Below are 13062 nucleotides of genomic sequence, written 5' to 3'. Positions count from 1 at the left end.
GAACACGCTAGACTCAGGGGTCATGAGTGATACCTCCACAGCACAAGGCAACCTAGCCAATATCGGAGTCGTCGGGCTCGCAGTGATGGGCTCAAATATTGCCCGTAATTTTGCATCGCACGGCTACACGGTCGCGGTGTACAACCGTTCTCACGAAAAAACCGACGCGTTTATGTCGGACTTTGGTGAAACAGGTTCATTTATTGCGTCGTCGACGATTGAAGAATTCGTTGCTTCTCTTGAGCGCCCGCGTCGCGCCCTCATCATGGTGAAAGCTGGTGCGGCGACCGATGCCGTCATTTCACAGCTGGCGGATGCTATGGAGGAAGGCGACATCATTATTGATGGCGGTAACTCTCTCTACACGGATACCATCCGCCGCGAACGGGAAATTGCTGCCCGCGGATTGCACTTCGTCGGCGCAGGGATTTCCGGTGGTGAAGAAGGTGCTCTCAACGGCCCCTCCATCATGCCTGGTGGCCCAGAAGAGTCATACAAGTCTCTCGGCCCATTACTGGAATCGATTGCCGCACAGGTTGACGGCACACCGTGCTGCACCCACATCGGTCCTAATGGCGCAGGGCACTTCGTGAAAATGGTTCACAATGGCATTGAGTATGCCGATATGCAGGTCATTGGCGAGGCCTACCACCTGCTCCGCTACGGCGCGAACATGGAGCCAGCAGAGATCGCCGACGTTTTCCGGGAGTGGAATAAGGGCGATCTTGACTCCTACTTGGTTGAAATCACCGCAGAAGTCCTCTCCCATGTTGATAGTGAAACCGGAAAACCGCTCGTTGACGTCATCGTTGACAGCGCAGGCCAGAAGGGAACCGGCCGCTGGACGGTGAAAGCTGCCCTTGACCTGGGAATTCCTGTCACCGGTATCGGGGAAGCGGTCTTCGCACGCGCATTGTCTGGTGCTACCGCACAACGCACTGCCACACAGGGGAACCTCCCCGGCGGTTCTCTCCGCTCACCCATTTCCGCTGAGGAACGGGAGAGCTTCATCGAGGACGTGCGACGGGCCCTCTACGCATCGAAGATGGTGGCCTATGCCCAAGGTTTCGATGAAATTAAGGCCGGATCAGCAGAGCACGAATGGAACGTCGATCCCCGTGACTTAGCGACGATCTGGCGAGGCGGCTGCATCATTCGCGCGAAATTCCTTAACCGCATTCGCGAAGCCTATGATCAGGATCCGGACCTCCAGCTACTCCTCTTGGACTTGTACTTCACGGAACAGATGTCCAACCTGGTTGATTCCTGGCGGCGCATTGTCGTATCTGCGACGGAAATGGGGCTACCTATCCCCGTCTTCGCGTCGTCATTGTCATACTATGATTCGCTTCGTGCTGAGCGGCTTCCCGCGACACTCATTCAGGCACAGCGTGATTTCTTCGGTGCCCATACCTATCGCAGGATCGATAAAGATGGTTCCTTCCACACGCTGTGGTCGGGCGATCGCTCAGAGGTTGAAGCGTAACTGACGACTGGTCACTCCCCTGTCGGGATTACTCCCGTCGTCTGGCGGATCTACACTAGCTACCAACTATGGACATTGCATTAAGTATTCTGGGCATTATCGGTTTCATCGCGTTGACCGCCGGCACGGGAGTATTCGTGGCGGTGGAGTTCGCGCTCACTGGTCTGGAAAATTCCACTATCCAGGAAGACACCTCCCCATTGGGCAAATTGGTGGGAAAGGCACATCAAAACCTTTCCTTTCATTTGTCCGGGGCACAGCTCGGTATTACATTAACGACGCTGGCCACAGGCTATTTAGCAGAGCCGGTGCTGTCCACATTTATAACGCCCCTACTTGAAGTAGTTGGGATCTCCCCCTCTGCCTCGCAGTCCATTGCGTTGATCATCGCGATGATTATCGCGGCACTACTGTCCATGGTTTATGGCGAGCTTGTTCCAAAGAACATAGCGATCACTAACCCTATGAAGGCCGCCAAGATCACGGTCCGGCCGGTTGTGTATTTCAACCGGTTTTTCTCGCCATTCATTAAAACGTTGAATTGGTCCGCCAATCATTTGGTGAGAAAGATGGGAATCGAGCCCGCCGATGAGCTAGCGTCGGCACGCTCTCCTCAGGAGTTGGGTGCGCTGGTGCGAAACTCGGCTCTCCATGGGGGTATGTCAAAGAATCAAGCCACACTCATTGACAGGTCACTCAAATTCGGCGATGTTTCGGCCGACGAAATTATGACCCCTCGCGCCAAAGTCGAGGCTCTCGAAAAAGACGCCTCGATGACGGATTTGCTCACCCTTGCCATGGAGACAGGACATTCGCGCTTCCCCATTACAGATGGCGATCTCGATAACACTCTTGGCGTCATCCACGTCAAGAAGGCGTTTACCTTTCCGACCGATCAACGCGATTCCACATTAGTGATCGACTACGCCGATCCTGCGCCCGTCGTGCCTACCAGTCTCGACGGCGACAGTGTCCTAAAGATTGTTCGACAATCTGGGTGCGAAATGGCCATGGTTGCCGACGAGTATGGCGGAACGAGCGGCATCGTCACTATTGAGGACATGGTCGAAGAAATCCTCGGCGCTGTCTTCGACGAACACGATGACACTGAGACTGAGACTGAGATACGGCAATCGGGAACGTCGTGGGATTGTTCCGGGCTCGTGCGCATCGATGAGTTGGAGTCTCGGCTCGGCTATAAAGCCCCAGAGGGACCATATGAAACTCTAGGTGGTCTGGTCATGACCAACCTCAGACGGATTCCCGTCGAAGGCGACATCATCGTTTTGCCAGATCCAGATACCAATATGGTGGAAACTAATCCTTTATCCTGGTCGGCCCGAGTGACATCGATGGATGACCGACGAGTGGATCGGGTGCTTTTGACCCCCATCGCTCCTGAACAAGCATCTGCGATGACAAGTGCGGGAGACAACAACAATCTGCCACTGCGAGAGGGGGAATAAATGATCGGCGACCTATGGGCTCTCGTATTCGCCCTCTTCCTGATCGCGTTAAACGCGTTCTTTGTGGGAGCAGAGTTTGCTCTCATTTCTTCCCGCAAAGACCGTCTGGAATCGATCCTCGAGTCCGGGGATACCAGAGCACGCGCAATTATTAACGCCACTGAGCACCTCTCCATGAACCTCGCCGGAGCTCAATTCGGCGTCACCATCGCTAGCCTCCTGCTAGGTAAAGTCGGCGAACCAGCCGTCTCCCATCTCATCGAAACCCCCGCGGCAGCTCTCGGTGTTCCCGACGGATTACTGCATCCGATTGGATTCGCGCTCGCGCTGCTCTTGGTCTCGATTCTTCACATCATTCTGGGCGAGATGGTGCCGAAGAACATTGCGCTCGCAGGCCCAGAAAACGTCGCGATGTGGCTCGTGCCTATCCACGTCATGTTCGTGAAAATAACGCGCCCCATCATTCTTTTCTTCAACTGGGTAGCACGTATCACGCTGGCAGCTGTTGGCATCACACAGAAAGATGAGCTGGACACCACCGTTAGCCCGTCGGAGCTAGCGCGCATGATCGCTGATTCACGCCAAGAAGGCCTGATCGACGCAGAAGAGCACTCTCGGCTGAACAAGGCATTAGCGTCACCACGTCGGCATATCGACGAGGTTCTCATTCCTGACGACGAGGTCCGTACAGTGCCTTTGCGCGGCAGTGGCCCGCTCATGGGCGACGTGGAAAAGGCTGTTGCCGACACCGGGTTTTCACGTTTCCCCGTGACAGGCAGAGATGGCACCTACTTAGGCTACGTCCACGTCAAAGATATTTTGGACCGGGAAATCCCACCCCATTCTGACCCGGAAACGGTGTTAGCGCGTAGGGAAATCCGACCGCTCATCACCTTCTCCCCCTTTACGCCTATGGATCAAGCGCTGCGGCTCATGCGTGGACGCTCTCGTCATATTGCGCAAGTAGTAGATGGCGGGCACCAATACGGAATCGTGACCCTCGAAGATTTGATCGAGGAATATGTGGGAACTGTGCGCGATAGTACCCACGATGACTAAGGCAGACGACTAACCCCGACGTGGCTGCTGCCCCACGACAGCAAAGGAATTCGACCTCAGACATTATGCCGACTTCGACAACATTTCGCCCCACCATTCTTTTTCCATCAGAGTGGACAATGCGTCGGAATGCACATAAGGACATGGTCACAAGGTTGACTAAAGATCACCTTGAACGCGCCTCTCGCGGGCAACGGCATCCGGTGTGGGACTTTATCTTCCATTACTACCCTGTCACCCCAGGGAAACTCAGTCATTGGTCACCTGGCCACGGTGTGTATCTCGTCGATGCTCCTGCCATGAAGTATTTCACTAAGGTTGATTGCGAATCTGTCCCCACCGTTGCGCTTGAGGGCGCCGGTATCACTGCGGATCAGCTTCATGGCCATACCATCACAACATTGGACACTGCTGCGTTGTGGGCAGATCGGGGCTCGACGTTCCGCTACATTGAGAATCTGCTGACCCAAACACTGTCCAATCCCACGCACTTTGATTGTTTTGGCCTCCACGAATGGGCGATGGTTTATCGAGGACGACCTCGGCACCCGGAACCGCTCAGGCTAGGACCAGAGGCGACGAACCGGGTGGTTGAGACTCATTCCGTGCGGTGCACGCACTATGACGCTTTTCGATTCTTCACCCCCGACGCCGTCCCCCGCAATAAGTTCCACCCATCGCGGGAAACACAACCACGGTGTGAACAGGGCGCATGCTTGCACGCAAACATGGATTTATATAAATGGGCAACGAAATTAGGCCCCCTCGTGCCGGGTGAACTCTGGCTGGATACATTCCGTTTAGCGTGCGATATACGGAAACTGGATATGGAGGCCTCGCCCTATGACCTCACCGAGTGGGGTTTTTCTGCGGTCCCCATTGAGACGCCCGAGGGGAAAGCACAATATGTTGCTGCGCAACGCGAATTTTCTCAGCGCGCCTCCGACCTACGGACGAAGCTCATTGATATCATTCGCACCTCAGATTTAACGTTGTAACATTGCGTTATGGCGAATCATCGATCAGGAACACGGCAATTACGCTTCGCACGGTGGGTGTGGGTGGCCTTTGTTATTGTCATCGTGCTCGCACTTCTCGCTGCCTTGTCTGTGGTTTTCGTCAGTCGGAATAAATCGTCTAACGGTGCTGACTGTGACCGGTCGACGGTTCTCAACGTCATTGCTGACCCTTCGGCCAAGGCTACGGCTGAGAAGTTGACGTCGGACTATTCGAAGTCGAATCCCTCCACTCACGATTCGTGTATTACGCCGAAGATCACATATGCGAATACGGCACAGGCGATAGCTTTGTTCCATTCGCCCGAGGGGGATCTCCCCGCAGCGTGGATACCCGCTGGTAGCCTCCCGGGTTCAACGCAGGATAATCCCGGTGGGACCGCTTTGGACGGCAGCGAAGCAGAAATCGATTCGTCGGTGCTCGTTGATCGCCAACAATTGGGGGCGATCCACTCCAAGAACTCGGCACAAGACAAAGCACCGGGCGCACCGGTGTATCCGCGCAACTCGACGTGGTCTGCTTATGCGGCTAGTGCCCAATTCGCTAAAGATCATCCAGCCGGTATGGATCCTCAAGCGCGTGATGCGTCGGCACGTGAGGTCGCTGCCACCCTTTCCCCCACTTCTCTTTCGGATGCGGTCTCGTCCGTCTCAAATGGGAAGGGAGATTCTTCTGTAGCGGCTCCGCAGTCGCTTGGGGGCGACAACACGGCGTTCTCACCGATCAGTGATGCGATGGTCGATTTCCCACTTCTGACAATGAGCTCTAGCCCTCGGGTTACCGAATACCAAGCACGGGCTGCCGCTGATTTTTCAGAATTCGCCCGCTCGCATTCGGAATCGCAGGCTGCCGAGAAAACTCCTGCCCATGATTCCCTATCAAACGACACCAAAGAACTGGCTTATGCTGCTTCTAACCAGGTCAGTAGCGAGCTTCCACCGGTGACAGTGACTAACTCCACCACGACAGAAATGAATAGTCAGGCTTCAGGGAACACTGATCGTGAGGCCGCAACCGATAAAGCGGCTGCTCAACAGTCCCCAGTAAAGAAGGACGCGGCAAAGGACCAGACGAAGTCCACACAAAAACCTGATAAGGCGAATCAACAACGTCCTGCCCCGGCGTCGACACTGCTGCTGATCGACACATCAGAATCTATGCGCAACCATTTTGACGTTATCCAGCGCGAGAGCGCCCGAAGCCTGCAACAAGCGGGACAGCACGGGCGGGTGACGTCGTTATGGAGTTTTTCCTCGCCCATGGAAAGGGTCCAACCCTATCGAAACCATGTTGACCTCAGCATCGGTGACCACGGCGCTCGGAGTGCGTCGATGGTTAACGGGCTCACGACGGGCGGCACCCCTTTCCTATATGAATCGACCGTCGCAGCGATGCTCAATGCGTCAATTAGCGGACCTGCTCCAAAGCGCGTCGTTATCGTGACGGATTCAACGAATGCGGGACAGTCCATGAACGCAGCTAATGCTCGGCTTCAGGCCGATATCATCAGCAAGCAATCCCCTGTACAAGTCGATGTCATCGCTCTCGGCGACAAAGTGGACCCGTGGCTCCGCGAAGTGAGCCAATTAACCAACGGTCGTTACCACGCTATCCCAAATGCCGCAGACAAATCATTCCCCCAAGCATTGACCGACGCCGTGGCAGGTTAAATTCGTAGCTGGCTGAAAAGCCAAGTGTATTAGCCAGCTAGCTAGCTGGTTTTACGACGCCGACGTTCCGCGAGTTCATCGAACCCAGCGACAGTGTGCTGAGCAGCCCCTTCAGCACTGTCGTCGGCACTCCCCTCACGGACAACTTTCTCCGCCGGGAATTCTGAAATCGTCCCCGCGAGTTCTTTGACGATTCCGGGAACGCCAATCCCGAATACGCCCTGCCCGCCGGTCAACAGGTCGAAGACTTCTTCGCTGGAACGGCATTCATACACCGTGGTTCCGTCAGAGACGAGCGTAATCGTGGAGAGATCATCGACGCCTAAGTTGCTCAACTTTTCAACAGCACGTCGAATGTTCTGCAGGGAAATGCCCGTATTCAACAGGCCTTTAACGATTTTGAGAACAAGAATATCGCGGAACGAGTACAGCCTCTGAGTACCGGACCCGTGTGCGGATCGAATGGATGGCTGGACGAGCTTCGTACGAGCCCAGTAGTCCAGCTGCCGATAGGTTATCCCCGCTACCTGACAGGCGATGGGAACGCGGTAGCCGACTTCATCGTCCGAATCCATGACGTCAAAGAGTGCGCCTTGGACGGGTGCCTGTTCCTGTTTCACTGCAGGCTCACTTTCTGTGGTCGTACGTGTTGAGCAAGAGAGCGGGAATACTCACACTCATGTAGTTCGATGACGTCTAGGTTATGCCAATATTCTTTCGAGTCAACGCGACACGCAACACATGTTGCACATTTTTCACACGCGTCTATCAAACCACATGCTTAACTTACTATATTGTAATTAACAACTTTCACACTAGTCACAGTGTCAAGTCTGTTCACTCTCGTTCAACCGGCAGAGTGTCCCGTTCGCACTCCAGCAGTCTCGGCCAAATTCTTCTCTACGATCTAGTTCCTACGAATCCTTGGAGCCGTTCTCATCGCCGCGATCATCGTCACTCCCCTGGGTAAGGTCGTTCTCGCTCATACCCAAGTGCCCCATGAGTTCTTCGAAATCAGCATCGCCGACCGCAAGATCACCCAAGTTTTCCGACAGATGTTCTTGATCATTGCCCTCTGATTCGGAATTGTCTCCTGTCATGTCAGCCAGCAACGATAAGCTCGATTCACGTCGCCCAGACAAAGCCTGATTCGAACTATCGAGGTGCTCAACTACATCAGCCGTGACGGGAACCGACCAAGTTTTGACAATCGACTCCTCTGCGTAAATGGTCACGTCCTCATTGAGAGCAAGATCAATGGCGTCCGATACCCGAATGTCAAAGCTATTCCCTGACTCGCAATGGATCGTCGCGTAGAACGTGCCGTGGTTGACGGCGTCGATAGAAATATTCACTACCGCGTCATCGTGGGCTTCGAGAACGTCGACAATCACGCTTGTCGACGTCGGCCGCCGTGGCTCGACGCCGATGTCTTTGCCCGAAAGAGTGGCGGCGGAGGATGCACCAACAAACACCGTCATCACGCGCCGGCGCTGAGGCCACAAAAACACTATTGCCGGATCGCGATCTGGGCCGAGGAGAAACAACCCTAAATACTCGAGTTCAACCATGATGATATGTGGCCTCCATCCTCATTCCGACCAATCGGTTCAATCGGTCAACGGCACCCAGTTTCTAATCGAATTCGCCGCGCAGGGAAGCTTTAATAAACGCCGCTTGTAGGCTCACGATTAATGCGGAGAGCTCGCGGGCTGTCTCTTCCGATCGGGCCTTCGCGTCACTGCTCTTAGCGTGCCCCAGCGGACCGCTGACCTGAGTGATCACCCCCGCATACCGTTGGGCCGTAGCTCGCAGCGTTTTTAAGTGCCGCTCATCGAGCCCGAACCCCACCAATTGGCTCGCTGTCCGCGCAATCGACACATCGTCTTGGCAGTAGAGGCCTGACCTGTCGGCATTAACGAACCCCGCTTTAGCAAGCTGCGTGAGGAAAGTGTCATCGATCTCAGCGGCAGCACACACATCTGAATGGGTTAAACGCGTATTTTCCTGCTTGAACTGCTCAGCAGAAATCAATCCCGTAACAGGGGTGACGTTGCCCTCGTCCATTGCATCGAGGCGCTGCTTAATAACCTTCAGCGGCAGATAGTTATCACGCTGCGTCGTCAGAATATAACGAAGGCGCTGAACATCAGCGGACGAGTAGCGTCGGTAACCCTTCTCTGTACGCGCCGGGGAGACAAGTCCCTCAGACTCCCAAAAGCGGAGCTTAGAGACCGTGACATCGGGAAACTCGCGACGAAGTTGCTTAAGAACCGCCCCGATCGACAACGTGGAAGGGCGGTCGTGACGGACTTCAGGCAGCGGGCCCGTTTTCCGTAAAGCTGACACTGTTCTTAAGAATCTTTCTGACCGTTGAGGAACACGAGGCGGAACTTACCAATTTGGATTTCATCACCATTGGAAAGCTCTGATGAGTTCTTAGGCTCACGATTGACGTACGTGCCGTTCAGAGATCCAACGTCGACGACTTCAAATTGGTCATCGTTCTTGCGGAACTCAGCGTGACGACGAGACACGGTGACGTCGTCCAAGAAGATATCGCTATCGGGGTGACGGCCTGCTGTCGTCGTCGGCTGGTCGAGGAGGAATCGGGATCCTGCATTCGGACCACGTTTGACGACGAGCAATGCGGAGCCCTCAGGTAAACCATCAACGCCTGGGGCTGAGGAATCGGACGCGCCCGATTCCATTTCTTTCAAAAGATCGGCACGAAAGACCGAGGTGGTTTCCACCGAAGATTCTGAAAAATCGCTATTGTCACTCATCGATTCTGCCTCCTTAAGTTCGACCAACGGTTCATATCAGCCACTGCCCTATGCAACTGACTATCTCACATAGAGATGATAGCCAGACGCTCGAGCGGTTGCCTGCCACTAAACTAGCTGAGAACCGCTTCCACTGGGTTATACAGATTTAGCGCCCATAGTAGCCGTTTATGCCCCTCCACATAGTGCCGAGGGGCATGTTATATTCACTCCCCCAGCCTAATCCATAGGATGGTGGCATGCGCGCGGTGCGGGTAAGCATCACCCCCAAAGACACTTTTTATCATGAAGAACCCGTGGGGCGATTCCGACCCCTCGTAACAGGAAATCGCCTCGATACAAGCACTGCTCGGTACAAATACAAAACCCCTGTCCACAAGTACAAAACCGTCCCCCACAGGAAAAGAGCTCGCGCCCAGGGGGTAAAGAAATGTGAAAATGACCACGCTGCAGCCGACGCTAAGTACAGCGGGAATGCCCACATGAGGGCGAAAGTCGCAGCTTTTCCGAGGTACATGACTTTCGGCCGTATTCCACGATTGCGATAGATGAGCATCGTCGGGAAAAGGATAAGGTCGCGAGCGAAGAGAACGGCCACCCACCACCAACTCAGCAGCCCCGCGATGGCGAAACAAATGGGGGTGACAAGGATAAACAATCGGTCGGCGGCTGGGTCGAGGTATTGCCCTATCCGCGTGGTCAAACCCCAGATCCTCGCAATTTTTCCATCAAGCCAGTCGGTGAACGACGAAATCGCCACGATGGCGAGTGCCCACCCATACTCCCCCGGACCGATGAGGAACCAGGCGTAAATGGGAACCAGGCAGATACGCACGATGCTCAGGATGTTGGGAACAGTCAGGATCCGGGAGTATCCCGCGGGGTGAACTGTCACTTGTTCCCGCATACCCGGCGGTTCCATACCAGGGGGCACTGCGCGGGCGGTGTGCCCGTCCGGTGTAGGAAGCATCTTGTCCATCCGCGCTTCCACTCGGAGTCGGGTTTCGCGGGTTACTTTGCTCACCGGAGTGCTCCGAGTAAAACGCGCCTGCCGCGAGCTCTTAGCTCCGTGTTTTTTGGTTCCAACCGGTTGCTCATAACGAGAGTTTTCGGGGCTATCACGATGCTCGTCATACTCCATCGGACTTATCCTCTCGTTACGTACTTATTGCTATATGTAGCTATATGCAGCCGGCTGTCAGCATTTCATTGCACATCCGATATTGCCTTACACACCACGGTTGTAAAGCAAGCCTATCGGAATAAGTTAACAACTGATCCCACGACCGATCCATTATTCCCGGACAAAGGATTGTCATTAACCATATAGGTCCAGGTAGAACTTGGTCGACGAAGACCACGCTCACCGAGATCAGCACCATTGTTATCGATCGTGATATGCCGCCACGTTTCAACCGCGTCATCGACGGCTCCGGTGGCCAGATTCTTAAACTCGGCAATCGACATACGGTGAAATTCGTCGACCGGATTCTCTCTGGCGAGAGCACGAAGGTGAATAGACTCCCGAATGTCATCCAGATATTCGAGGTGCCGTGCCCAATGTTCGTCCAGGTGAAAGAGCTCAACATCACGGGCCGCCTGAACTTGGACATCATGCGGCACCGTCAAGTCGCGGTGGGCACGACGCTGTAATTCCTTCAAGGCAACGTCGGAATCGAGAATATCGCTGCGTCGCTCGTCAATGATGACCCGTTGGTCATTGATGAGCTTGTTGTATTTCCACGTATTCGCGTGAATCTGAAGCATTTGACCTTCAGTGACACGCTGACAGTGATCCACAAAGGAATACACTTTTTTCTGCGTCAATTGCCCATTGTTATCGGGAATTGCATTGATGGATTCACCTGCTCCACCGACTGCGATGACGTCGTCTTCAAGGGAGACGAAGATGACGCTGGACCCCGGATCGCCTTGCCGCCCGGCGCGGCCGCGGAGTTGGTCGTCGAGTCGGGCGCTGCGGTGACGTCCGAATCCGACGACGGCGAGGCCTCCGGCTGTGACGACGTCGTCGCGGTACTGTTCGTCGGCTCCGCCGAGTCTGATGTCTGTTCCTCGTCCGGCCATTTGTGTGGATACGGTGACGCGTCCGGGGAGTCCGGCGTCGGCGATGATGCGTGCTTCTTTTTCGTGGTTTTTTGCGTTGAGGACGACGCAGTCGACTCCGATGGCTTGGAGTGCGTTTTGGATGTCTTCGGATTCGGCGACGTTGTGGGTTCCGACGAGGACTGGGCGGCCGGCTTGTTGGAGTTGTTGGATGTGTTCGATGATGCCGCGGCGTCGGTCGTCGGCGGTGCTGAAGATTCGGTCTGCTTCGTCGTCGCGGATGCAGGGGACGTGGGGGTCGATGACGGCGACGCCGAGGCCGTAGAACTGGCGGAGTTGTTCGGAGGCGGCTGTGGCGGTTCCTGTCATTCCGCAGAGGTTGGTGTAGCGGTCGAGGAGGGCTTGGATGGTGATGGTGTCGAGTACTCGTCCGCCGTCGGTTACGTCGAGTCCTTCTTTGGCTTCGACGGCGGATTGTAGTCCGTCGGGCCAGCGTTGGAGGTCAGCTATGCGCCCTTTTGAATTGTCGACGAGGGCGACTTTCCCGTCGCGAACGATGTAGTGCACGTCTTTGACCAGGAGTTCTTTGGCGTGGAGGGCGACGTTGACTTGGACGAGTGTGGTGCTGATGTTTTCGGCGTCGTAGAGGGATGATAGGCCGAGGCGTTTTTCGACGGTGTGTGCGCCTTTGTCTGTGAGGAATACGTTTCGTTGGTCGTCGTCAATGCTGTAGTCCTCGTCTTTGGTGAGGTTGCGGACGACTTCGCTGATGCGGCCGGTGGGTGCGTGGCCGGGTGCGCTGCCGGCGAGGACGAGGGGGACGAGGGCTTCGTCGACCATGACGGAGTCGGCTTCGTCGACGATGGCGACGTCTGGTGTGGGTTGGACTTGGTCTTCGCGGCGTGTGATGAGGTGGTCGCGGAGGACGTCGAACCCTATTTCGTTGATGGAGCCGAAGACGACGTCGTTGGAGTATGTGGCGCGGCGTTGGTCTGCGGTCATGTGTTCGTGGATGGCGCCGACGGTGACGTCGAAGAAGTTGAAGAGTGGTCCCATCCAGTCGGCGTCTCGTCCTGCTAGGTAGGAGTTGACGGTGATGCAGTGGATTTTTCGGCCTTGGTGGGCGTAGATGATCGCTGCGAGTGCTCCGACGAGTGTTTTTCCTTCGCCGGTGGCCATTTGTATGACATTGCCTTTGAGGAGTTCTTGGGCTCCTCGGAGTTGGCAGTCGAATGGGGTGAGTCCGATTGTTCGCGTGGAGGCTTCTCGTAGTGTCGCGAACATGGTGGCGGTGTCGTTGTCCCGTAGCGCGGTGTCGAAGGTTCTTCGGAGGTCGGCGTCGGTGAGTGTGGCTGTGTGGTCTCCGAGCGTGGTGGCGCGGGAGATCTCAGCTGTGTTTTTTCGCCGGGAACCGGTGAGTTTCCGAAGCCATGTGGCCATAGGGGTCGTCCTTGCTACGTGAAGAAGTTACGTGTGATTACGTTAGCGTTTTTGGTTGGCGTCATGTTTCGCGT

11 protein-coding genes are annotated in these 13062 nt (G+C 55.3%); 5 read left to right on the top strand and 6 right to left on the bottom strand.

Translation table 11 applies throughout. The features are described 5' to 3' along the window. Window positions 1-22 precede the first annotated feature (22 nt). From gndA to KCQ76_RS00140, 5 genes are all read left to right on the top strand, one after another. Window positions 23-1486, top strand: coding sequence for an NADP-dependent phosphogluconate dehydrogenase (gene gndA, locus KCQ76_RS00160; RefSeq protein WP_046202347.1), 1464 nt, complete (start codon window positions 23-25; stop codon window positions 1484-1486). 68 nt (window positions 1487-1554) lie between these two features. Continuing rightward, window positions 1555-2952 (top strand): hemolysin family protein, encoded by a 1398-nt coding sequence (locus tag KCQ76_RS00155; RefSeq protein WP_046205196.1) that lies wholly within the window; start codon window positions 1555-1557, stop codon window positions 2950-2952. Then, window positions 2953-4011 (top strand): hemolysin family protein, encoded by a 1059-nt coding sequence (locus KCQ76_RS00150; RefSeq protein WP_180962457.1) that lies wholly within the window; start codon window positions 2953-2955, stop codon window positions 4009-4011. 65 nt (window positions 4012-4076) lie between these two features. Continuing rightward, complete coding sequence (locus KCQ76_RS00145; RefSeq protein WP_052722277.1) at window positions 4077-5009, top strand: hypothetical protein; 933 nt, start codon at window positions 4077-4079, stop codon at window positions 5007-5009. Window positions 5010-5018: 9 nt separating this feature from the next. Then, a complete protein-coding gene (locus tag KCQ76_RS00140) occupies window positions 5019-6698 on the top strand; it encodes a vWA domain-containing protein (protein ID WP_146003224.1) in 1680 nt (559 codons plus the stop codon). 41 nt (window positions 6699-6739) lie between these two features. Here the strand turns inward: KCQ76_RS00140 and KCQ76_RS00135 are convergent, their stop codons facing one another. The 6 genes from KCQ76_RS00135 to secA2 all read right to left on the bottom strand — a co-directional run bounded on the left by KCQ76_RS00135 (window position 6740) and on the right by secA2 (window position 12988). Next, window positions 6740-7273 (bottom strand): MerR family transcriptional regulator, encoded by a 534-nt coding sequence (locus KCQ76_RS00135; RefSeq protein ID WP_046202442.1) that lies wholly within the window; start codon window positions 7271-7273, stop codon window positions 6740-6742. A gap of 339 nt (window positions 7274-7612) precedes the next feature. After that, window positions 7613-8269 carry a bifunctional nuclease family protein gene (locus KCQ76_RS00130; protein WP_046205198.1) on the bottom strand — a complete coding sequence of 219 codons (657 nt, stop codon included), beginning with the start codon at window positions 8267-8269 and terminating at the stop codon, window positions 7613-7615. Window positions 8270-8333: 64 nt separating this feature from the next. Beyond that, the gene (gene ftsR / locus KCQ76_RS00125) at window positions 8334-9047 is read right to left on the bottom strand and encodes a transcriptional regulator FtsR (RefSeq protein ID WP_012731511.1); all 714 of its coding nucleotides are present in this window, start codon (window positions 9045-9047) and stop codon (window positions 8334-8336) included. 5 nt (window positions 9048-9052) lie between these two features. Continuing rightward, window positions 9053-9484, bottom strand: a complete 432-nt coding sequence (odhI, locus tag KCQ76_RS00120; RefSeq protein ID WP_012731510.1) for an oxoglutarate dehydrogenase inhibitor Odhl — start codon at window positions 9482-9484, stop codon at window positions 9053-9055. Window positions 9485-9767: 283 nt separating this feature from the next. Beyond that, window positions 9768-10508 (bottom strand): CDP-alcohol phosphatidyltransferase family protein, encoded by a 741-nt coding sequence (locus KCQ76_RS00115; RefSeq protein ID WP_231725299.1) that lies wholly within the window; start codon window positions 10506-10508, stop codon window positions 9768-9770. A 230-nt stretch (window positions 10509-10738) separates the two neighbouring features. Beyond that, window positions 10739-12988 carry an accessory Sec system translocase SecA2 gene (gene secA2, locus KCQ76_RS00110; protein ID WP_046205200.1) on the bottom strand — a complete coding sequence of 750 codons (2250 nt, stop codon included), beginning with the start codon at window positions 12986-12988 and terminating at the stop codon, window positions 10739-10741. Between the last annotated feature and the right edge of the window lie 74 nt (window positions 12989-13062).

Source organism: Corynebacterium parakroppenstedtii, from assembly GCF_019754935.1.
Taxonomy (GTDB): Bacteria; Actinomycetota; Actinomycetes; order Mycobacteriales; family Mycobacteriaceae; genus Corynebacterium; species Corynebacterium parakroppenstedtii.
This window is presented reverse-complemented; position numbering and strand designations above follow the sequence as displayed.

Excerpts from the sequence above, each read along its gene's own strand:
- gndA (WP_046202347.1), top strand. The coding sequence starts at position 23 with ATGAGTGATACCTCCACAGCACAAGGCAACCTAGCCAATATCGGAGTC.
- KCQ76_RS00155 (WP_046205196.1), top strand. The coding sequence starts at position 1,555 with ATGGACATTGCATTAAGTATTCTGGGCATTATCGGTTTCATCGCGTTG.
- KCQ76_RS00150 (WP_180962457.1), top strand. The coding sequence starts at position 2,953 with ATGATCGGCGACCTATGGGCTCTCGTATTCGCCCTCTTCCTGATCGCG.
- KCQ76_RS00145 (WP_052722277.1), top strand. The coding sequence starts at position 4,077 with ATGCCGACTTCGACAACATTTCGCCCCACCATTCTTTTTCCATCAGAG.
- KCQ76_RS00140 (WP_146003224.1), top strand. The coding sequence starts at position 5,019 with ATGGCGAATCATCGATCAGGAACACGGCAATTACGCTTCGCACGGTGG.
- KCQ76_RS00135 (WP_046202442.1), bottom strand. The coding sequence starts at position 7,273 with ATGGATTCGGACGATGAAGTCGGCTACCGCGTTCCCATCGCCTGTCAG.
- KCQ76_RS00130 (WP_046205198.1), bottom strand. The coding sequence starts at position 8,269 with ATGGTTGAACTCGAGTATTTAGGGTTGTTTCTCCTCGGCCCAGATCGC.
- odhI (WP_012731510.1), bottom strand. The coding sequence starts at position 9,484 with ATGAGTGACAATAGCGATTTTTCAGAATCTTCGGTGGAAACCACCTCG.
- secA2 (WP_046205200.1), bottom strand. The coding sequence starts at position 12,988 with ATGGCCACATGGCTTCGGAAACTCACCGGTTCCCGGCGAAAAAACACA.